Genomic DNA, 21,836 nt, shown 5'->3' with positions numbered 1-21,836 from the left:
ACGGCCGAGGTGGGACGGATGGGAATGCGGGGCGGATCAGGTATAGAGCGAGATCGGCTGGATGTCGCCCAGTAGGAAGTGGGCGCCGACCTCGACCTTCTTGTAGTCCACGGGGTCATGCAGGGTGTGGGTGCGGACATTGCGCCAGAAGATGTCCAGTCCCACCGCGGTTTTCGCGGAGGAAGAGCCGGTCACCTCGAAGATGCGGTTGGCCACTTCCACGCCCACCTCGGTGGAGACCACCTTGAGCCGGGCGATCTCGATCTCGATGCCAGCGCGTGCTTCGGCCGTCAGCTCCCCGCCGACGGCGATGGTGGCGTCGAAGCGTTCGTTCGTCCGGTCTGCCAAGGCCTCCACGGCAGCCACCCGGGACGACAGTTCCCCATAGACCCGCTGGGTCAGCGGATCCTGAGCGTAGGTTTCTGCGTTGCTGAGGAACCAGGAGTTCTTGCGCGCCAGGGTGATTTGGCGGCCGCGTTCCAGCGCACCCTGCGCGATGCCCAGGTAGAGGTTGCCGAACGCCAGCTGGATATACGGCGTCACCAGGCTGGAGAAGGGCTCCTCCCCCACCTCGCCGATGATGTCAGCGGAGGTGACCAGCACGCCGTCGTACTTGACGGAGCCGCTCGCGGAGAGGCGCTGGCCCAGCGCGTCCCAGTCGCCGAGGAAGGAGATTCCGGCGCGGTCATGTTCCAAGGCCAGGGCCAGGAACTTGCCCTGATCCGGACCGGAGGTGATCGCGGCGTTGACCAGGATCGCGTCGCCCACGGATGCGCCGGTGGAGAAGTGCTTGACACCGTCCAGCCGGTAGCCGTCGCCGTCGGGCACCAGTTCCAGGTTCGGGTCCACCGGATTGACCGAGTCGCCCCAGGACCAGCGGCCCTGGGCGGAGCGGCGGAGCAGGCGTTCCTGGACCTGCGCGTTGCCGTAGAAGACCACGGCACCGAGGTTTGCGTAGTGGTAGGCCAGGATCTGCGCGATCGACGCATCGGTGCGGGCCAGGATGCGCACGGCGTGCAGCGCGCTTTCCCAGTGGCCGCCCTCGCCGCCCCACTCGCTGGGGATGATCAGGTTGAACAGGCCGGAACTGCGCAGCAGCTCCACTTCGGCCTGCGGGTCCGCATTGCGCCGGTCCCGCTCCAGCACGTCCGTGCTCAGCACGGCGGCCACGCCCTCGGCGATCTGCTGCCAGTGGGCGAGTTCTTCGCGGCTGGCGTGTCCGCTCCAAGAGGAACGGCGGGTCTGCTGGTTTTCTTCAATGACGACGGCGGTCATGGCGCCTCCTCGTGCAGGGGCTCCCGCCTGCCGCACCGCGCAGCGACCATCACGGTCGGCGACGCAGCCTGGCGGGGGCCGTACTTGCCGGGCACCGATCTGTGCGCGGCCGGATCCTCATCTGGGGCACCCCGCTACGGAAGAGGGTTGCCGCCCAACCAGCCAGAGCTTGTCGTTGGGACTCTTGATCTTGGGGAAAAGTCTGCCGGGCGCCATCCGGCGCTGTGAAGCATGTGACGGGCCATGACGTTCCACTGCCGAATGTTACGGATACCCCCATCCGACGACGGCGGCCCCGCCTTCCGGTGGATCGTTCCGCTCCCAGCCGGTACCCCGCAGCGCCGGGCCGTCCGGATGAATTCCGGGCCGAAGATGCGCTCCAGTCCGCCGCCCCCTGTGGGCCTTTCCACGACGGGACTAGGGTGAAGTTGCGCCACCAATATCTGCCGGTCCGGGACGCACACCGTCCCGCCGCTCAGGGAGGTTCGAATCATGAAGGCATGGCAATTTACCGGGACGAACAAGCCGCTGGAGCTCAACGAGGTGGAGGAGCCGCGCGCCGGCCCCGGCGAGGTGGTGGTGGACGTCAAGGCGTCCGGTGTCTGCCACTCGGACGTCACCACGCTCGATGATCCGGGTTGGATGGCGCTGTTCCAGCACGGGCTGCCCCGCACCATGGGGCATGAGTCCGCCGGGGTGATCAGCGAGGTCGGCGACGGCATGGGCCGCTGGAAGGTGGGCGACCGGGTGGGCCTCTCCCCGGTGATGTCGGACGGGGACGCACTCGGCTACGGCAAGTGGGACGGTGGCTTTGCCGCCAAGCTTCGCGCGACCGATGACAACCTGGTGGCTCTGCCCGACGAGGTGCCGTTCGACCTCGGCGCGATGGCGACCGATGCCGGCCTGACCGCCTACCACGCGATCATGGCCGTCGGCGGGGCCAAGAAAGGCATGAAAGTCGGCGTCATTGGTCTGGGCGGGCTGGGCTACATTGGCGCGCGCTCCGCGGCGCTGTCCGGCGCAGAGGTCTACGGAGCCGAGGTCAACCCCGAGACGCAGAAACTGGCCGATGAGATCGGCCTGGCCGGCGTCGCCTCCTCGATTGAGGAGTTCAAGGACAAGAACCTGGAGCTGATCGTCGACTACGCCGGTTTCGGCACCACCACTTCGGCCGCCATCGAGACCCTCGGCGAGTTCGGCACCCTGGTCCAAGTGGGCATGGGACGGCTCGAATCCACCATCAACACCTACCCGATCATCATCAACCAGCTCACCATCAGGGGCTCAAAGTCCGGCACCAAGGAGGACTTAGCGGGCATCTACGAACTGATGAAGACCGGCCAGCTGAACCCGCCGATGAACCACATCACGCACGCCGACATCCCGGGCGCCATCGACAAGCTCCGGGCCGGCGGGGTGGTTGGCCGCTTCATCGCAATGTACGAGTGATGCAACAGCGCTGAACGTCTCAGCCTAGGTGGCGGGCAAGGCGGGCCGCTGACTGGCTAGAGGCCCAGACGCGGGGCTTCGATGGCCGGGCAGGTGTCCATCACGACGTCGAGCCCGGCCGCCTTGGCCCGTTCCGCGGCGGCTTCGTCGACGACGCCCAGCTGAAGCCAGACGGCTTTCGCGCCGACTTCAATGGCCTGGTCCACCACCGGGCCGACTTTCTGGGAGTTGACGAAGCAGTCCACCACGTCGATCTGACCAGGAATGTCCGCAAGCTTTCGGTAGCCGGTCAGGCCGTGGACGTCGTCGCCCTGCAGGTTGACCGGGACCACCTCCATGTCCAGCTGGTCCATCAGGTACCTGGAGATGCGCATGGCAACCCGGTGCGGGTTGGTGGACAGGCCGACGACGGCCCAGCGGCCGGGCGTGCTCAGCAGGCGGCTGACGACTTCGGGATCATTCTGGTGTGCCATGGCGCCACCCTACCCATGAGTTCCCGCTACCGGTACCTTCGCTAACTCGTCCCGCGGCCGGCGGCCCGGGAACCGCTCAAGTCCGCACTAACGCAGCGCAGCGACCAGTTCAGCGCCGGGCGTGGTTATCCGGCGCCCCAGCAGAAGCAGAACGGGTGGCCGGCGGGGTCCGCGTAGACCTGGAATCCGGACGCGGCCGCGGCGTCGTCGGCGGGTTTGAGCAGCTTGGCGCCGAGCGACGTGGCCAGTTCATGGGCCTCGGCCAGGTCATCGATGTAGAGGTCCAGATGGATCTGCTGTGGCGCGCCGTCGGGCCACTCAGGCGGAGTGTGGTCGGGCGCCAGTTGGACCGCCAGCCGCGGCTCGCCGTCAACGGAAACGGTATGCCAGTCGTCCTCGGCCTTGACCGTCCCGTCCAGCAGGCCTGCCCAGAAGCTGCTCTCAGCGTCCAGATCGGCGGCGTCGAACACGGTGATGTGACGGTTGATTTTCATGCGGCCATCCTGCCATCGCCACCGACCCTCGTCTACGGATTTCCGCACTCCGGCAACCGGCGTGGGCCGATTTTTGTGCCGCGGTTTGTTACGCCGCTTTATTACGGGCCGTTTGCCGTGGCTACCGGAAGTGCCGTTTAGTTAGTTGTGACCATCCCGAGCGGCCGAGAGACCTGGATCGACGACGCCGCAGCAACCCTGGTCACCGGAAGCCATCCCAGACTGCCGGTGATAACGAGGTGACAAGCCACGGGTACGGCCGGCGGAAGCCGGCCGCACGGCTTGAACCGTAGGGTGCTACTGCCAGGATCGATGGAGTGATCCCATGACTGCAGTACTGTCGTCGTCCCGCCACGCGGCCCCCGCATCCACTGCGCCCTCGGCAGCGTCCGATTCCGCTCTGGCCGTCTCCTTCCGCGGCCTGAACCGCACCTTCGGTACCGGCGCGAACGCCCACACCGTGCTCCGTGACGTGGACTTCGACGTCCGCCCCGGCGAAGTGCTGGCCATCCTGGGCCCGTCCGGCTGCGGCAAGTCCACCCTGCTGCGCGCCACCGCCGGGCTGGACGCGCCCAGCGCCGGCAGCGTGGACATCGACGGCACGCCGGTCCAGGGCATCGACTCGCGCTGCGCCGTCGCGTTCCAGGAACCGCGACTGCTGCCATGGCACACCCTGCAGGCCAATGTGGCCATCGGCCTGCCCAAATCTTCCAGCGCGAAGCAGGGCAAGTCCAAGGTGGCCCGGCTGCTGGAACTGGTGGGGCTGGACAAGTTCGCCAAGCATCGTCCGCGTGAAGTTTCCGGCGGCATGGCGCAGCGAGCCTCGTTGGCACGCGCTCTGGCCCGCAATCCGGGGGTACTCCTGCTGGACGAGCCCTTCGGCGCACTCGACGCGCTGACCCGGATCAAGATGCAGGATCTGCTGCTGGACATCCACGCGGCCGAACCCACCACCGTGCTGCTGGTGACCCATGACGTGGACGAAGCCCTGCAGTTGGCGGACCGGGTCATCCTGCTGGGCAAGGAAGAAGGCCGCGAGCACGACGGCGCCACGATTGTGCGCACTGTTGACGTTCCCGGCAGCCGCCCGCGGGACCGCGGTTCGGTGGAGCTGGCCCGAATGCGCCGCTCGCTGCTCGAAAGCCTCGGCGTCGACGGCCATTAGGCCGCCCTCTCCACCCTCAAGCATTTCCCGGGCCGTCTGTGCCCAAATCCACCCGTAACCGCGGAGCTTCTCCTGCTTCGCGCACCGTTCGAAGGGACCACCATGTCTATTGCCCGCCGCTTCTCCCGCCGCTCGATCCTCGGTGCGGCCGCCGTCGCCGCCAGCGCTTCGCTGGCCCTGACCGGCTGCGTGGCCGGCGAAGATTCCGAAGCCACCGCGGCCGAGGGCACCGGCGACGGTGTGCTCAACATCGACTTCGCCACCTACAACCCGCTGAGCCTGATCATCAAGGAAAAGGGCTGGCTGGAGGCCACCTTGGCCGATGACGGCGTTGAGGTGAACTGGTTGCAGTCGGCCGGTTCCAACAAGGCCAACGAGGCACTACGCTCCGGCGCCGTCGACGTCGGCTCCACCGCCGGTTCCGCCGCGCTGCTGGCCCGCGCCAACGGCTCGCCGATCAAGACCATCAGCCTTTACTCGCAGCCGGAATGGGCCGCACTGGTCACGCTGCCCGACTCCGGCATCGACTCCGTCGAGGACCTCAAGGGCAAGTCCGTCGCCGCCACCAAGGGCACCGACCCCTACTTCTTCCTGCTGCAGTCGCTGGAAGAGGCCGGCCTCTCCGCCGGCGACGTCACCGTGGAGAACCTGCAGCACGCCGACGGTTTGACCGCGCTGAAGCAGGGCTCGGTGGATGCCTGGTCCGGCCTCGATCCGATCATGGCCGGTGCCGAAAAGGACGGCGCCGAGCTGTTCTACCGGAATCTGGACTTCAACACCTACGGCTTCCTGAACGCCACCGAGTCCTTCCTGACTGAAGAGCCGGAGCTCGCCCAGGCCGTGGTGAACGCCTACGAGAAGGCCCGCGCCTGGGCCGCCGAAAACCCGGAGGAAACCGCGCAGATCCTCGCCGACGTCGCCGGCCTGGACCTTGAGGTGGCCACCAAGGTGATCACCGAGCGCAGCAACCTGGACGTGGAAGCCGCTCCGGGCGAGAAGCAGCGCGCCGTGCTGGAGAAGGTCGGCCCGGCGTTCGTCGAGACCGGTGACGTGAAGAGCCAGGCCGACATCGACAAGGCCCTGGCCACCCTGCTGGACGACTCGCTGGTGAAGACGGCCGATCCGTCGGCCATCAAGGAATCCTAATGACGCACTTCGGCAACCCCGGCGCATCCGGCAACAGCGTTTACGCCACCAGCCAGGAAGGCCTGAAAGCCTCCGGCGTCCTCAAGACGGCAGGGCCAGACCGGCCGCAGCAGGACGGTTCCTCGCCGGAACGGCGCCCGGCCAACGGGCGGTCCGCGGCCGGTGTGCTCGGCAACGGCTGGGTGCGCCTGCTGCTGGGCCTGCTGCTGCCGGCCGCCGTGCTCGCGGCCTGGCAGTGGAGCACCTCGGCCGGACTGTTCAGCTCCGTCCAGCTGCCGGCGCCCGGGGCGGTCATCGAAGCCGCGGTTGACTTGATTCAGCGCGGCGAGCTGGCCCAGCATGTGGCCATCTCCACCCAGCGCGTGCTGCTCGGTTTCGCCTTCGGCGCAGCCTTGGGCCTGGTCTTCGGCGCACTGATCGGCCTGTCCAAGGTTGCCGATGTGCTGCTCTCCCCCACCATCGGCGCGCTGCGTGCCGTGCCGTCGCTGGCCTGGGTGCCGCTGCTGATCCTGTGGATGAAGATCGGCGAGGACTCCAAGGTCACGCTGATCCTGATCGGCGCCTTCTTTCCGGTGTTCACCACCGTCTCGCTGGCGCTGCGCCACGTGGACAAGAACCTGGTGGAAGCCGGCCGCGCGTTCGGGCTGAAGGGCGTGAAGCTGCTGACCACCGTGCAGCTGCCGGCCGTGGTGCCGGCGGTGTTCTCCGGCCTGCGGCTGGCGCTGGCACAGGCATGGCTGTTCCTGGTGGCGGCGGAACTGATCGCCTCCTCCATGGGCCTGGGCTTCCTGCTCACGGACTCACAGAACAACGGCCGCACTGACAGGCTGCTGCTGGCCATCGTCCTGCTGGCCATCATCGGCAAAATCACCGACGCGCTCCTGGGAGTCGCGGAGAAATGGGCAGTCAAGAGATGGGCATAGAAGTAGCCGAAACCGCCGCCGGCCGGGCAACCGCCGGGGGCACCGCCGTCGTTCTTGAAGGGACGCCGTACCGCGACCAGGTCACGGCTTGGCCGGATCCGCAGACCGAGGCCGAGCGGATTGCGTTCTGGGAGCGCGCCGCCGCCCGGCTGCAGTGGGCGGAGCCGTGGCATACCGCGCATTCGGCCACTCCGGTGGACACCGAGGCGCGCCGCGGCCCGGAGCTGCGTTGGTTCGACGGCGGCACGCTGAACGCCGCGGTGAACTGCGCCGACCGGCACGTGGCCGCCGGGCTCGGCGACAGGGTGGCACTGCACTTCGAGGGCGAGCCCGGCGACCGGCGCACGGTGACCTACCGCGACCTGCAGGAACTGGTTTCGCAGGCCGCCAACGCGCTGCTGGCGCTGGGCATCGGCAAGGGCGACCGGGTGGTCGTCTACCTGCCGGTGCTCGTGGAAACGATTGTCATCACGCTGGCGTGCGCGCGGATCGGCGCGGTGCATTCGCTGGTGTTCGGCGGCTTCTCCGCGGAGGCGCTGAAGTTCCGGGTGGAGGACACGCGCGCCAAGCTGCTGGTCACCACCGACGGCCAGTACCGCCGCGGCGCCGCCGTCCCGGTCAAGGCCAACGCGGACGAGGCCGTCTCCGGCGAGAACGCGATCGAGCACGTGCTGGTGATCAACCGGACCGGGCACACGGACATCAACTGGGTGGAAGGCCGCGACGTCTGGTGGCACGACGTGGTCGAGTCGCAGCCACGGGTGCATGAGGCTCAGGCGTTCGATGCCGAGACGCCGCTGTTCATCATGTACACCTCCGGCACCACCGGCCAGCCCAAGGGCCTGGTCCACACCACCGGCGGGTATCTGACGCAGGCTTCGTTCAGCCACTCGTATCTGTTCAGCAACCCGGATCCGGCCGCCCGCGCGGACGACGTGCACTGGTGCACCGCAGACCTGGCTTGGGTCACTGCGCACACCTACGAGATCTACGGACCGCTGAGCAACGGCGTGACCCAGGTGATCTACGAGGGCGTGCCGAACGCCCCGCACCCCGGCCGGCACTTCGAGGTCATCGAGCGTTACGGCGTGACCAGCTACTACACCGCGCCCACGCTGGTCCGGTCGCTGATGGGCTGGTTCCCGGACGGCATACCCGCCGAGTACAACCTGGGCTCCATCCGGCTGGCCGGCACCGTGGGCGAGGCGGTGAACCCGGAGGCGTGGCGCTGGCTGCGCAGCCAGGTGGGCCGCGATTCGCTGGTGGCCGGGGACCCGTCGTCGGGCATTCCCATGGTGGATACGTGGTGGCAGTCCGAAACCGGCGCCACCGTGCTCACGCCGCGCCAGACGGACGCCTCCTTCAAGCCCGGCTGCGCCACCCGCGCCTTGCCGGGGCTGGCCACAGACATTGTGGACGACGGCGGTGCCCGGGTGGGTGCCGGACAGCAGGGCAACATCGTGGTCACCAAGACCGGGCCGTCGATGGCCCGGACCGTGTGGGGAAACCCGGAGCGCTACTTCACCTCCTACTGGGAGAAGTATGCGGCGCAGGGCTGGTTCCTGGCCGGCGACGGCGCCCGGTTCGACGCCGAAGGCGACACCTGGATCCTGGGCCGGACGGACGACGTCATCAACATCTCGGGCCACCGGCTGTCCACCATCGAGATCGAGTCCGCGCTGGTCTCGCATCCGGCCGTGGTCGAGGCCGGCGTGTGCCCGACGTACGACGCGAAGACCGGACACGCGGCCACCGCTTTTGTGGTGCCGCTGGACAAGTCGCTGATCGGAGCGGAGGTTGCCCCGTTGACGACCGAGCAGGCCGCGGCGGTTGCCGCGCTGCGGGAGCACGTGGCCACGCAGATCGGTCCGATCGCCAAGCCGCGGGACGTGGTCTTCGTGCCGGACGTGCCCAAGACCCGCTCCGGCAAGATCATGCGGCGGCTGCTGACCCAGTTGTTCGAGGGAACCACACTGGGCGACACCACGTCGCTGCAGAACGAGCCGTGCATCGCGGAGATCCAGGCCATCTGCCAGCGGCGGTAGTAGTTTGCCTCCAGCCGCCATCGCTTCGCTCCGTGGCCGGCCGAAACTTCCCGAGTTTCGGCCGGCTTCCGGGCTTCCGCAGCCCGGGCTGTCCACGTTTTGGCGGCTCCCTGAGCGTTTGCCCTAGTCAGCGCCGGATGCCGTTCCAGAACATGGACAGTTCCTGCTGAACTTGGACACCTGGTCCGCTGCACGGCTGGCTGCATGACTTGCTGGGCATCAAAACCCTGGCGCTCAGGCCGTCCGGCGCAGCAGCGTCATCACCTCGGCGACGACGTCCTGAGGCGTGAAGACGAGATCCTCATACACGTACCGCAAGGTGGGGAACCCGCTCAGCATGCCGGCGTTGTTCCGTTTGCGGTCTTTCTTGAAGGTCGCCCGGTTCCAGTGGAAGTCGAACCCGTCGAGCTCGATGATGATCCTGCCTTCCACCACCATGTCCACCCGTCCGAGCCCCTGAATCGGAACCTGGGTTTCCACCCGCAGTCCGACGGAGCGGAACAGGTCGCGGGCAATAATCTCGAGCGGCGAATCGGCGTCGTCACCGATGCCTAAGACGACTGCGCGTCGAATACCGTTCCGTTTGCCCGGAAGCAGCTCCAGCAGTTCGGCTTTGCTGACGGCGCCCCGGCGCACCGCAGATTCCGCGATGACCAGCGCTTCCAGTCGGGGCCGGCATCGGATGGCGTGCAGAACGCAGTCCAGGATGCCCACGTAGTTCCCGGGTCGGTTCGGCCTCACCAAGTCGCCTCGGTGTTTGATCGTAGACGGCTGCTGCCGGCTGTGGAGCGTCCAAAGGTGCAGCTGATCCGGGTCTTTGATCGTCCAGAGCCCGAGTTCCTGAGCCGCCGAGATGCAAGTGATCAGCCCGTTGGCCAGAACCGCAACGCGTTGATCGGCGTCGGCATTCTCCGTACCGACGACGCCTTGCCGGAGCACAGCGATCGCGCCGTCCTTGATAGCTGCCTGGATCTGGTTTCGGCTGAAGCCGCATCGAGCCCGTTCGCTGGTCTGGAGTGTTCCACCGCGCCGTTCTATGTAACCGGCTACTGCGTAGTCCATAGCCACGAGCTTGCAGGCAACGGTCGCGGACAGCTAGGCAATTACCCTGCCTGTGGACAACGTGCTTTGTCGCCAGAACGCCTCTGTCTAAGGACGCCCTCGGCCAGTTGCCATCAGTAGCGGCCGCCGAAGAGGTGGATCTGCGAACGGACTTTGTCGCGGTGCTCCTCGATCAGGGCGTCTTTGGCGGCGCCGGCTTGCCACCATGCTCTGAGCCTGCGGGCAGTTGCCGCCAGAGCATGCGACATGGAAATTACCGCTGGCCGGATCCCACCGATGGCACCGGGGCGGGCAGCCTCGCGAGCAGGCACTGGCAAAGTCGACCGAACGCTGGCCGTGGCCGGATTGATGGATGGGTCGGCGAAGGACGGGCTGGAGCTGCGTGCCCGGTCAGCGAGGTCGACGTGGTGGCGGGTCTGCGTTGAAGTAGTCATGGCATCAGGTTCCGCGCACTCGCCGGCAAGAGCCACGATTCGGCAGGACCCGAATCGGGAATAGATCCGGGCTCCGGGCTCCACGCTCCGGCCGTGCCCACGATTCGGTCCTCCCCGAATCCTCGACCGGAGCACCCGGCGACCTTACGCTGTTCCCATGCACATCACCCTCAGCGCCGAGGACCTGACCAAGGTCCGGTTCGAGGCGGCGCCGCTGGGCGAAACGGTCGCTAGCCTGCGCGCCCTGCAGGTGGGAACGCCCATCCACCGGCCATGGATCGAGGCCACCAAGCGGCGCATTGCCGAGTCGGCCGATCCGCAGGCCCGCGACCACCTGCGCCTGCTCACCGCGCTGGTTCCACCGAAGGGCTTCCTGGCTGACTCCATCACGCCCACGCCAAAGTACCAGGGCACGGTCGCCGAGGGCCTCGCCGCCGTCGCCGAGGTGCCGCCGGAGGTGTGGCAGCGCGACGTCACCCACCTGCTCAGCCAGAGCCCGGCCGACTACGCCCGCGAGGAGCTGCAACGGCTCGCGGAGGACATCGACGCCGGCATCCCGCGCATCACCGCCGCCCTCGAGTGGTACTGGCGCACCGCCATCGAACCCGTGTGGCCGCGCCTGCGCTCCCTGCTGCTGGCGGATATCGACAGCCGCCTGGCCCAGCTGTCGCGCGACGGCATCCTTGAGGTCTTCAAGAGCCTGCACCCCAGCGTGCGCCCCACGCCCACCGGGCTGGAGATTATGCGCGGCTGCGAGGCCGACGACGTGCCCGAGCCCGGCGGCGGCCTGCTGCTGGTGCCGAATGCGTTCGTCTGGCCCAACACGTTGGTACTCAATGTCCGACCGTTCGTGCCCACTTTGACCTACGCACCGCGCGGCGTCGGCCGGCTCTGGGAAGCCAGCCGCGAGGCGACGCACAGCCCGGTGGCCCGGCTGCTCGGCAAGACTCGGGCGCAGATCCTCGCGCAACTCGATGTACCGATGACGACGACGCAGCTCGCCCGCTGCTTGGACCTCGCCGCCGGGACGGTCAACGAGCACCTGAAGGTGATGTCCGAGAGCGGTCTGGCGGCCACCATGCGTTCCGGCCGCGAGGTGTTCTACCGGCGGGCCGAAACCGGCGAGGCGTTGCTTACCCGGTTGTAACGATGCACGCCGCGAGGTTGGCGTCTCCTCCAGCGACGGCCCCGGGCTGTCCACGTTTTGCGGGTAGGTTTTGCGTTTGTCCTAGTCAGCGCCGGACGCCGCTCCAAGACACGGACAGTTCCTGCTGAAGGTGGACACCGGTCACGTTCATCGGCGTCGCCGTTCGTGGCGGGCCGAGACCGGCGAGGCTCTACTGGCCCGGTTGTAAGACCCAGGCGGCGCACCCGTTTGGACCGACTACCGTTCCCGCAGCGCGCGGACCAGCGAGTCGAATCGCTGGTTGGCAGCCAGGTCCTCAAGCAGGATGGCTTCCCCGTCCGGGCCGGCCAGCGGGATCCGCCAGTTGGGGTATTCGTCCGCGGTGCCAGGCTGGTTCTGGGTCCGCCGCTCCCCCACCACGTCGGTCAGGGCGACTCCCAGCAGCACCGACGGCGTCTGCGCGATGAACGCGTGCAGCGCCTCGATGGTGCGCTGCTCGCCGGAGGTGGCGGCGCCGTCGTCGTCGTGCTGTGAAGCAGCCGGAACCCGCGAGCGCACCAGGGACAGCACCGACTCCTGGGCTGCCTGGTCCAAGGTGCGCTCCTCCTCCACCGGCCGGTTCAGGAGGCCCAGCGATTCGCGCAGGTTCACGTGCTCGCCGGCAAGGTAACCGGCGGTGGGCGGCAGATCGTGGGTGGTGACGCTGGTGAGGCAGGAGCGGCGGTAGCTCTCCGGCGGGCGGGGCGTGGTGCCGTCGTACTCGAACCACAGGATGGAAGTGCCCAGGATGCCGCGCTCGGCCAGATAGTCCTGCACGCCAGGCTCGAAGACCCCGAGGTCCTCGCCGATCACCACCACGCCGGCCCGTTCGGCCTCGAGGGCGAGGATGCCGATCAGGGCCTCATGGTCGTAGTACACATAGGCGCCCTCGCCGGGCGGGCCGCCGACGGGGATCCACCAGAGCCGGAACAGCCCCAGGATGTGGTCCACGCGGATGCCGCCGGCGTGGCGCAGGATGGTCCGCAGCATGTCCCGGTAGGCGGCATAGCCGGACTCGGCGAGGCGTTCGGGATGCCACGGCGGCTGGGACCAGTTCTGGCCCTGCTGATTGAACATGTCCGGCGGCGCGCCCACCGAGATGCCCGCGGCCAGCACATCCTGCAACGCCCAAGCATCGGCACCGGCTGGATGGACGCCGACCGCGAGGTCATGCACTATCCCGAGGTTCATGCCGGCATCGAGGGCCCGGCGCTGCGCGGCCTCAAGCTGCTCGTCACACAGCCATTGCAGCCGCTGGTGGAACTCGATGCGGTCCTTAAGCGCACTGCGCTGAGATTCGATGAACTCCGGGTCGGACCACTCGGGAGCACCGGGCGGAAGGGATTCGGCGAGCGCGCACCACAGGGCAAAACGCTCCAGCCCCTCGCCTTCCTGGACGCGGAAGGCGTCGAACTGCTGCTGCCGTTCCGCGGGCCGGGGCACTGCGAAGACCGTTTCCAGCGCCTGCAGCTTGGCCGCAAAAACAGGATCACGGTCCAGGATGCCGGCGTCCAGGTTCGCGTTGTGGAAGGTGTTGGCCAGCGGGATGTCCCGGGCTTCGGGCACGTCCTCGACCCGCAGGTAGATCGGGTTGACGAAGCGGCGCGTTGTGGGCAGGTAGGGCGAGGGCTCCACCGGCGGCTTGGGCTCCGCCGCGTGCAGCGGGTTGATCAGGACGAACCCGGCACCCTTGGCGGCAGCCGTTTCGGCCAGCACGGCGAGGTCGTCGAGATCGCCGACGCCCCAGGACGACCGCGAGCGCACGGAGTACAGCTGCGCCATCAGGCCCCAGCTGCGGGGAAGCCGGTCGGCGGTGGACAGCCGTTGCGGGGTGACCACCAGCGCGCACTGTGCCTGGCTGACGGATGTTCCGGCGGCCTCGCCGGCGGGACGCCCGGTTGGGGGCTGGCTGGCTGCGGCCTGGCCGGTTGCGGGCTGGCCGGCTTCGGCTTCGGTCACCTCAAGCGTGTGCCAGCCCAGCGGGAGGTCGGCTGGCACCACCGCGGCCAGATGATCCCGCGGAACCCCGACCGCCTCGTGCGGCCCGCCGGGCACCACGTCAACGTCGCGCCGGGACCCGCCCTCCAACACGATCTGTACCCGGGGGCGCGCGCCCGCACGCACATTGACCGGCACCTCGGTGGCGTCTCCTTGGCGGACCACGACGGCGGGCGGCAGGGTGCGCTGCAACGGCGCCAGTTCCGCGGCACGGAGGGAGACGGTCACGTCGTCGTCGGTCTTGCAAGGAACACCCAGCGCGGTGAGGACAGCGACCAGCGTTGCCGGTCCGACCGCCTGCTCAGCTCCGTCCCAACCCCGGAAGGTCGTGCCGACGCCGTGTTCCCGTGCGAGGCGCTGCAGCGCCGTAAGCTCAGCCATGGAACCCAATCTACGGGTGGCATGGGATGCGTGCACCCCGGGGGGTCTCCACGCGCTCGCCGGCGCTCGCTTGGTCGACCACCGGACGCGGACCCGACCAGGCGCTCGCTTGGTCGACCACCGGACGCGGACCCGACCAGGCGCTCGCTTGGTCGACCACCGGACGCGGGGCACCCAAGCCAAGCACCGCCGTCGTACTGGAAATTCAAGGCAAGACGCAACGCGGCTCAACAATTTTGGCGGCTACGGCGGAAGTTGCGAGAATGGACGGGACCATCCCGAGCGGTTGAGAGATCTGGCTCTTTGACACCGCAGCAACCATCCGGCCTACCGGAAAGGTGCTACCGCCAGAAGCGATGGAGAGAGCGCAAGCAATCTTTGATCCGGATGGCGCCCCCGCATCCGGGCGCGTCGCCAGGACCGTCATTGCCTCGGGAACCTAAGTTTTGAAGGAGTTGCCTGATGGCTGAACGCACATTCGGTTTCCGCACCCGTGCCCTGCACGCCGGCGGCACGCCCGACGCCGAGCATGGCGCCCGGGCCGTGCCGATCTACCAGAGCACGTCGTTCGTGTTCAAGGACACCGACGACGCCGCGAACCTCTTCGCGCTGCAGAAGTACGGCAACATCTACTCCCGCATCGGCAACCCCACCGTGGCCGCGTTCGAGGAGCGAATCGCCTCCCTGGAAGGCGGCATCGGCGCGGTGGCCACGTCCTCGGGCATGGCCGCCGAGTTCATCACCTTCGCGGCGCTGGCCGGCGCGGGCGACCACATTGTGGCGTCGTCCAAGCTCTACGGCGGCACCATCACCCAGCTGGACGTCACGCTGCGGCGGTTCGGCGTGGAGACCACGTTCATCGACTCCACCGACCCGGCCGACTTCGCCGCGGCCATCCGCGAGAACACCAAGGCGGTCTACACCGAGATCGTGGCGAACCCGTCCGGCGACATTGCCGACCTCGCGGGTCTGGCCGCGGTGGCGCACGACGCCGGCCTCCCCCTGGTGGTGGACGCCACCCTGAGCACTCCCTACCTGATCCGGCCGATCGAGCACGGCGCGGACATCGTGATCCACTCCGCCACCAAGTTCCTCGGCGGGCACGGCACCACGCTGGGCGGTGTTGTGGTCGAGTCCGGGCGTTTCAACTGGGGCAACGGCAAGTTCCCGCAGATGACCGAACCGGTGGCCAGCTACGGCAATGTGTCCTGGTGGGGCAACTTCGGCGAGTACGGCTTCCTGACCAAGCTCCGTTCCGAGCAGCTGCGCGACATCGGCCCGTCGTTGTCCGCGCAGTCCGCGTTCCAGCTGCTGCAGGGCGTGGAAACGCTGGCGCAGCGGATGGACGAGCATCTGGCCAACGCCCGCAAGGTGGCCGAGTGGCTGGAAGCCGATGAGCGGGTCTCCTGGGTCAGCTACGCTGGGCTGCCCGCGCATCCGCACTATGAGCGCGGCCGGAAGTACCTGCCCAAGGGCGTGGGCTCGGTGTTCAGCTTCGGCGTCAAGGGCGGCCGCGTGGCCGGCCAGAAGTTCATCGAATCGCTGCAGCTGGCCAGCCACCTGGCCAACATCGGCGACGCCCGCACCCTGGTGCTGCACCCGGGATCCACCACGCACCAGCAGCTCACCGCTGACCAGTTGGTGGCGGCCGGCGTGCCCGAGGACCTGATCCGGATCTCCGTGGGACTGGAAGACGTGGACGACATCCTCTGGGACCTGGACCAGGCCCTGGACCTCGCCACCGCGGTGGTCGACCGGTCTCTACTCGGCGCTGGCGCGCCTCCATCGACCACCGAAAGTGCCAGCGAGCGCGCGGAGACCCGCGACTTCGACGCCTCCGAGTTCGCATCCCCGGAGTACGACGGCGCCGCGTGCGCCCTCCCGTCGGCCCGCCCCGGCGCCGGCGAAACCGTTGAGACAGGAGCCGCCAAGTGACCGCCACAGCAGAACGCGCGTGGGTGGGACCGTCCGCCCCGGAACGGCTGAACATCCTGCGGAACACCAAGTCGATTGCCATAGTCGGCGCCTCGGACAAGCCCAGCCGGGCCAGCTACTTCGTGTCCACGTACCTGCTGTCCAGCTCGCCGTACAAGGTCTACTTCGTGAATCCGGTGGCCAAGGAGATTCTGGGCCAGCCGGTCTACAAGTCGCTGGCGGACCTGCCCGAGGTCCCGGACCTGGTGGACGTGTTCCGCAAGCACGACGACCTGCCCACCGTGCTAGAGGAGACGCTGGCCGTCGGAGCCAAGACCATCTGGCTGCAGCTGGGCTCCTGGCACGAGGAGGTCGCGGCGAAGGCCGAGGCCGCCGGCCTGAACGTGGTGATGGACCGCTGCGTAAAGATCGAGCACGCCCGCTTCCACGGCGGCCTGCACCTGGCCGGCTTCGACACCGGCGTAATCTCCTCCAAGCGGCAGTTGACCGCGTAGAACGGCTTGCCGAAGGTTTCACGGCAACAATAGCCCGTTCCTAGTCCCCGGCCCTCCCTTGGAGGGCCGGGGCAGGGGCGGGCTTTTGCTTGCCCCGGACGTTGAAGTAGGAGCTTCCAAGGATTTCCCCAAGGTCCTCGTCAGATGCTGTGGCCAGCCACACATCACTCGACTAGGGGAGTCATCATGTTCAAGAAATCCGCCCATCCAAAACACAGGAGGGGCACCGAACGTGCCCAAAGGGGGAAGCCATCCGTCCCCCAAAAGGTGACCGCCGGGCTGGCCGCGCTGGTGCTGGGCGCGGGCGTGCTGCCCACAGCCCTCGCTCCCGCCGCGCTGGCAGCGCCGGTCGGTCAGGGCCTGACTCTTAATGCAGGGGATATGAGGTTCATCCTCAAGCAGATCAAGATTGCGGAGAACCACGCAACCAAGGAAGATGCCGAGGGTAAGCCGGTTCCGGGCCAGCCGCTCCTCGGCTCCGGCCCCAACCAGATAGCCAATCCCCTGTTGCCGTTCGGGCTTCGCACGGTGGACGGGACGGATAACAACCTGGTGGCTGAGCAGGAACACTACGGCTCCGCCAGCCTGCCGTTCCCGCGACTGGCTGAGCCGGAATGGCGGACCACGGCCGGGGGGCAGTCATACAAGTCCGTCAACACCACCGTGACTGATGCCGACCCCCGCTTCATCAGCAATGTCATTGTGGACCAGACCGCCAGCAATCCTGCCGCGATCGCCGCCGCCGGCAAGGCGCACCGAACGGTGAACGACGGCCCGACAGCGGTTCCTTGCGACGCCAATGGCCAGCCCTTGAACTGCGTGCCTGAAGGCGAAACACTCGATATCCCGAATGTCACCACCGATTTTGGACTCTCACCGCCATACAACGGCTTCTTTGCCCTGTTCGGCCAGTTCTTCGACCACGGCGTGGACTTCACCAAGAAGACCAATAACTTGGTCATGATGCCCCTGGCAACGGACGATCCGCTGTATGTCGAGGGCGGGCCGAATTTCATGGTCCTCAACCGGGCGGAGAACCAGCCCGGGCCTGACGGCGTGCTCGGCACGCCCGACGATATCCAGGACGGCACCAATACTGACTCCCCGTGGGTCGACCAGAGCCAGACCTACTCCTCGAACCCGTCGCATCAGGTCTTCCTCCGGGACTATGAGCTCAACGAAAGCGGCGACCCGGTCTCTACCGGCGAACTGATCGAAGGAGCCCCCGGCGGCATGGCCACCTGGGCGGACATCAAGGCCCAGGCCGCGTCCATGCTCGGCCTGGAGCTCTCCGACGCTGACGTCGTGAACATCCCGATGCTGGCCACCGACCAGTACGGGCGCTTCCTGCGTGGCCCCAACGGCCTGCCGCAGTACATCACCCAGGACAACCAGTTCGTGGAAGGGAACCTGGAGAACCCCGTCGCGCCGCCGGCGAATGTCCAGCGGATCGGGATCGCGTTCCTGGACGACATCTCCCACTTCGCCGCACCGTTCGACTCCCGTGGCAGGGCCCTGGCAGCTGACGGAGATAGCGACCTCACGCCTGTTACCGGCCCGCAAGCCGCGGGCACCTACGACGACGAAATGCTTGACGCGCACTTCGTTGCTGGCGACGGCCGCGTCAACGAGAACATCGGCCTCACCGCCGTCCATCAGGTCTTCCACTCGGAGCACAACCGATTGGTCACCTACATGGAAGACCTGCTGACGTCCTTGAATCTGGATCTGAACGAGTGGAAGCTCCCCAACGGCGATTGGAACGGGGAGCGTCTCTTCCAGGCCGCACGCTTCGTCACGGAGATGGAGTACCAGCACATCGTCTTCGAGGACTTCGCGCGGAAGATCCAACCGGGCATCAATCCGTTCAACGTATTCACCCAGTCCGACACGGGTATCAACCCGGCGATCCACGCCGAGTTCGCCCACGCGACCTACCGCTTCGGTCACTCGATGTTGACGGACACGGTGGACCGGAAGACCAACAGCGGTGCCGACATCGGCCTTCCGCTGCTGGACGCGTTCCTGAACCCGCCGGCCTACTACGCCAACGGCGATGCAACGTTGACCCCCGACCAGGCCGCCGGCGCAATCGCCATGGGCATGACGGATCAGGTGGGCGCCGAACTGGACGAGTTCGTCACCGATACGCTGCGCAACAACGTCCTGGGCCTGCCCCTCGACCTCGCCTCGCTCAACATCGCTCGCGGCCGGGACACCGGCGTTCCATCGCTGAACAACTTCCGCAAGCAGCTCTATGAGCAGACGAGCGAGTCGTCGCTGAAGCCCTACAGCAGCTGGGTTGACTTCGGGCAGGCGCTGAAGCATCCAGATTCGGTGGTCAACTTTATGGCCGCTTACGGCACGCACCCCAGCATCACCGGGGCCACGACCATTGAGGCCAAGCGCGCTGCCGCACAGAAGCTCTTCGACATGAGCCCCGACCCCGCGGCGGAAACACCGACCGATGCCTACGACTTCGTCAACAGCAATGGCGAATGGGCGAACGAGGGCGCCGCTTCCAAGACCGGCCTCGACAAGGTTGATCTGTGGGTGGGCGGCCTTGCCGAGGCGCAGAACCTCTTCGGCGGACTGCTCGGCTCCACCTTCAACTACATCTTCGAACGCCAGATGACTGACCTGCAGGACGGCGACCGGCTTTACTACCTGTCCCGCACCTCGGGCCTGAACCTGCGGACCCAGCTTGAAGGCAACTCGATGGCCGAACTGGTGATGCGCAACACCGACGCCGCAGCACTCAAGGCCGATGTCTTCGGTGTCGCCGACTGCGAGTTCGAGATGGGCAACATCGTCGGGACCACGGGTAATAACGTCGCCGATGATCCTGCCTCCGTCTGTGACGAATCGGCGCTGCTGATGCGCATGGCCGACGGCACCGTCCGCTACCGCGTCTCCAACAGCGTGGACCGCCCGGGCCTGAACGCCCAGGCGACCTACAACGGCAAGGACGACGCCGACGGCGCCGACGGAACGGACCGGATCTGGGCCGGCATCGACAATGACACGGTCTGGGGCAACGGCGGCGATGACATCATCGAAGGCAACGACGGTGCGGACACCATCTTGGGCGGTTCCGGCAACGACCGGATCACCGACACTCACGGAGACGACGTGCTCAAGGGTGGCCCCGGCAACGACGCGATCGACGCCGGTCCCGGACTGGACATCATCATGTCCGGCGAAGGCGACGACTTCTCCAACGGCGGCCTCAACGGCAACGAGCACTTCGCCGGCGAGGGCAACGACCTGGTGATGGCCGGCGACGGCCCGGACACGGTGTTCGGCGGTGGCGGCGATGACTGGCAGGAAGGCGGTAACGCCAACGACCTGCTCCAGGGAGACAGCGGCGCACCGTTCTTCGACGACATCAACAACCCCGGCCACGACGTCCTCATCGGCGACAGCGGCGAGGATGACTACGATGCCGAGGGCGGGGACGACATCATGGTCGCCGGCCCCGGTATCGAACGCAATCACGGTGTCTACGGCTTCGACTGGGTGACCCACGCCCGGTCCGTCGAAGCGGGCGATTCCGACATGCGGATGATCATAGTGGAGGGCCCCAACGCCCTGAAGGACCGGTTCCTGCTGGTAGAGGCGCTCTCCGGCTGGGACAAGGACGATGTCCTGCGCGGTGATGACGTCGCTCCGTCAGATCCCGACAACGAGGTCGGTGTAGCCGGCCTCAGCAATGCGCTCGATGCCGAGGGTATCAAGCGGATCACCGGCCTGGCCGACCTGCTGCCCGCTGGCGCTACCGACTTCGGTGCTGGCAACATCATCATCGGCGGTTCTGGCAGCGACCAGATCTGGGGCAACGGTGCGGATGACATCATCGACGGCGACAAGTGGCTGAACGTCCGGCTGAGCGTCCGCGACGACCAGGGCACGGAACTGAAAACCGTCACCACTCTGAAGGACATTCAGGCCGACATCATGGCTGGCAAGATTGACCCGGGCAATGTTGTCATCGTGCGGGAAATTCTGAACAGCGCGGCTCCGACTGACATCGACACCGCCAACTTCTCGGGCGCACGCGATGAATACGACATCACTACGGTCAACGGAGTCACTACCGTCGCGCACACCGGCGGCACCGGGGACGACGGCACTGACACCATCACCAACGTGGAGCGGCTCCGGTTCACGGACCAGACCGTTGACGTGGCGGCCTTGCGCGATACCCAGGCACCCACGGTGACCGGCCGCACTCCAGCTGCCGGGGCAACGAATGTGGCAGTCGGGACCGACATCACGGCGACCTTCAGCGAGGTCGTCCGGGCGATCGACGGGACAACGGCTACCTTGACGGCAGCCGGGGCACCGGAGCCAGTTGCCGCCACCGTAACCTACGATGAGGCCACCCGAACGGCGACGCTCAACCCGACGGCTGACCTGGCGATCGACACGGTCTACACCGTTCGGCTCACCAGCGGAATCCGGGACACGGGGGGCAACCCCCTGGCTGCTACCAGCTGGACGTTCACCACTACCGGGCCCGCTCCGTCAGTGACCGGACGGACCCCGGCGGAGGACGCGACCGACGTGGCCACCAATGGGAACGTCACCGCTACCTTCAGCGAAGCGATCACCGGAGTCAACGCCAACACCTTCCGGGTCACCAACTCGGCGGGCGCGGCAGTGGCCGCAGGACTGAGCTACAACGCGGCAACCCGGACCGTCACCCTCAACCCGGAGGCAAATCTGCAGGCCAACACGGTATATACCGTGGAGTTGACCAGCGGCATCCGGGACCTGCAGGGTAATGCCCTTCCGGCCACCACCTGGAACTTCACTACCGAAGGCGGCCCGTCCATCACCGGACGGACCCCGGCAGTGAACGCCACCAACGTGGCCGCCAACGGCAACATCACCGCTACCTTCAGCGAACCGATCACCGGAGTCAACGCCAACACCTTCCGGGTCACCAACTCGGCCGGCACGGCAGTGACCGCAGCACTGAGCTACAACACTGCAACCCGGACGGTCACCCTCAACCCTGCTGCCAACCTGCTGACCAACCGCACCTACACCGTGCGGCTGACCAACGGCATCACGGACCTGACGGGTAACCCGATCACGGCCACCACCTGGAACTTCACCACCGAATCCGGCCCGTCCATCACCGGACGGACCCCGGCGGTGAACGCCACCAACGTGGCCACCAACGGTAACATCACCGCTACCTTCAGCGAACCGATCACCGGAGTCAACGCCAACACCTTCCGGGTCACCAACTCGGCCGGCACGGCAGTGACCGCGGCACTGAGCTACAACGCCGCAACCCGGACGGTCACCCTCAACCCTGCTGCCAACCTGCTGACCAACCGCACCTACACCGTGCGGCTGACCAACGGCATCACGGACCTGACGGGT

Annotated in this window: 15 protein-coding genes and 2 riboswitches; of the genes, 9 read left to right on the top strand and 6 right to left on the bottom strand. The window is 67.2% G+C overall.

Features of this window, described 5'->3' with window-relative positions:
* Positions 1-36 precede the first annotated feature (36 nt).
* Positions 37-1,275: an acyl-CoA dehydrogenase family protein gene (locus ACWF5H_RS10795; protein WP_452036769.1), complete on the bottom strand. Its 1,239-nt coding sequence runs from the start codon at positions 1,273-1,275 to the stop codon at positions 37-39.
* Positions 1,276-1,350: 75 nt separating this feature from the next.
* Positions 1,351-1,465, bottom strand: a riboswitch (SAM riboswitch).
* Between the two features lie 302 nt (positions 1,466-1,767).
* Here ACWF5H_RS10795 and ACWF5H_RS10790 point away from each other — a divergent pair.
* Positions 1,768-2,724 (top strand): zinc-binding dehydrogenase, encoded by a 957-nt coding sequence (locus ACWF5H_RS10790; RefSeq protein ID WP_452036768.1) that lies wholly within the window; start codon positions 1,768-1,770, stop codon positions 2,722-2,724.
* 56 nt (positions 2,725-2,780) lie between these two features.
* Here ACWF5H_RS10790 and ACWF5H_RS10785 read toward each other — a convergent pair whose 3' ends face one another.
* A complete protein-coding gene (locus ACWF5H_RS10785; protein WP_452036767.1) occupies positions 2,781-3,197 on the bottom strand; it encodes a CoA-binding protein in 417 nt (138 codons plus the stop codon).
* 125 nt (positions 3,198-3,322) lie between these two features.
* Positions 3,323-3,691, bottom strand: coding sequence for a VOC family protein (locus tag ACWF5H_RS10780; RefSeq protein WP_452036766.1), 369 nt, complete (start codon positions 3,689-3,691; stop codon positions 3,323-3,325).
* A gap of 325 nt (positions 3,692-4,016) precedes the next feature.
* Here ACWF5H_RS10780 and ACWF5H_RS10775 point away from each other — a divergent pair, with 325 nt between their 5' ends.
* The 4 genes from ACWF5H_RS10775 (at position 4,017) to acs (ending at position 8,970) form a co-directional block, all read left to right on the top strand.
* Entirely contained in the window at positions 4,017-4,856 is an 840-nt protein-coding gene (locus tag ACWF5H_RS10775) for an ABC transporter ATP-binding protein (RefSeq protein WP_452036764.1), read from the top strand.
* Between the two features lie 102 nt (positions 4,857-4,958).
* Positions 4,959-6,002, top strand: a complete 1,044-nt coding sequence (locus ACWF5H_RS10770; RefSeq protein WP_452036763.1) for an aliphatic sulfonate ABC transporter substrate-binding protein — start codon at positions 4,959-4,961, stop codon at positions 6,000-6,002.
* Positions 6,002-6,925, top strand: a complete 924-nt coding sequence (locus ACWF5H_RS10765) for an ABC transporter permease (RefSeq protein ID WP_452036761.1) — start codon at positions 6,002-6,004, stop codon at positions 6,923-6,925. Before ACWF5H_RS10770 ends, ACWF5H_RS10765 begins: the two co-directional genes overlap by 1 nt.
* A complete protein-coding gene (acs, locus tag ACWF5H_RS10760) occupies positions 6,916-8,970 on the top strand; it encodes an acetate--CoA ligase (protein WP_452036760.1) in 2,055 nt (684 codons plus the stop codon). Before ACWF5H_RS10765 ends, acs begins: the two co-directional genes overlap by 10 nt.
* Positions 8,971-9,204: 234 nt before the next feature.
* Here the strand turns inward: acs and ACWF5H_RS10755 are convergent, their stop codons facing one another.
* Both ACWF5H_RS10755 and ACWF5H_RS10750 read right to left on the bottom strand, forming a co-directional pair.
* Positions 9,205-10,032, bottom strand: coding sequence for an endonuclease domain-containing protein (locus tag ACWF5H_RS10755; protein WP_452036759.1), 828 nt, complete (start codon positions 10,030-10,032; stop codon positions 9,205-9,207).
* Between the two features lie 113 nt (positions 10,033-10,145).
* Positions 10,146-10,466, bottom strand: coding sequence for a hypothetical protein (locus ACWF5H_RS10750; RefSeq protein WP_452036757.1), 321 nt, complete (start codon positions 10,464-10,466; stop codon positions 10,146-10,148).
* Between the two features lie 157 nt (positions 10,467-10,623).
* Here ACWF5H_RS10750 and ACWF5H_RS10745 point away from each other — a divergent pair, with 157 nt between their 5' ends.
* Positions 10,624-11,613: a helix-turn-helix domain-containing protein gene (locus tag ACWF5H_RS10745; RefSeq protein ID WP_452036755.1), complete on the top strand. Its 990-nt coding sequence runs from the start codon at positions 10,624-10,626 to the stop codon at positions 11,611-11,613.
* Positions 11,614-11,850: 237 nt separating this feature from the next.
* Here ACWF5H_RS10745 and malQ read toward each other — a convergent pair whose 3' ends face one another.
* On the bottom strand, positions 11,851-14,010 hold the full coding sequence (gene malQ, locus ACWF5H_RS10740; protein ID WP_452036753.1) for a 4-alpha-glucanotransferase: 2,160 nt from the start codon (positions 14,008-14,010) through the stop codon (positions 11,851-11,853).
* A 270-nt stretch (positions 14,011-14,280) separates the two neighbouring features.
* Positions 14,281-14,373: riboswitch (SAM riboswitch) on the top strand.
* A 99-nt stretch (positions 14,374-14,472) separates the two neighbouring features.
* Here malQ and ACWF5H_RS10735 point away from each other — a divergent pair.
* From ACWF5H_RS10735 to ACWF5H_RS10725, 3 genes are all read left to right on the top strand, one after another.
* Positions 14,473-15,945 (top strand): O-acetylhomoserine aminocarboxypropyltransferase/cysteine synthase family protein, encoded by a 1,473-nt coding sequence (locus tag ACWF5H_RS10735; RefSeq protein ID WP_452036751.1) that lies wholly within the window; start codon positions 14,473-14,475, stop codon positions 15,943-15,945.
* Entirely contained in the window at positions 15,942-16,439 is a 498-nt protein-coding gene (locus tag ACWF5H_RS10730) for a CoA-binding protein (RefSeq protein ID WP_364644847.1), read from the top strand. Before ACWF5H_RS10735 ends, ACWF5H_RS10730 begins: the two co-directional genes overlap by 4 nt.
* Positions 16,440-16,625: 186 nt before the next feature.
* A partial coding sequence (locus ACWF5H_RS10725) for an Ig-like domain-containing protein (protein WP_452036748.1) occupies positions 16,626-21,836 on the top strand: 5,211 nt, incomplete at its 3' end.

Source organism: Arthrobacter sp. NPDC055138 (genome assembly GCF_053607305.1).
Note: the sequence above shows the minus strand (reverse complement) of the source record. Positions and strands in the feature narration are given on the sequence as shown.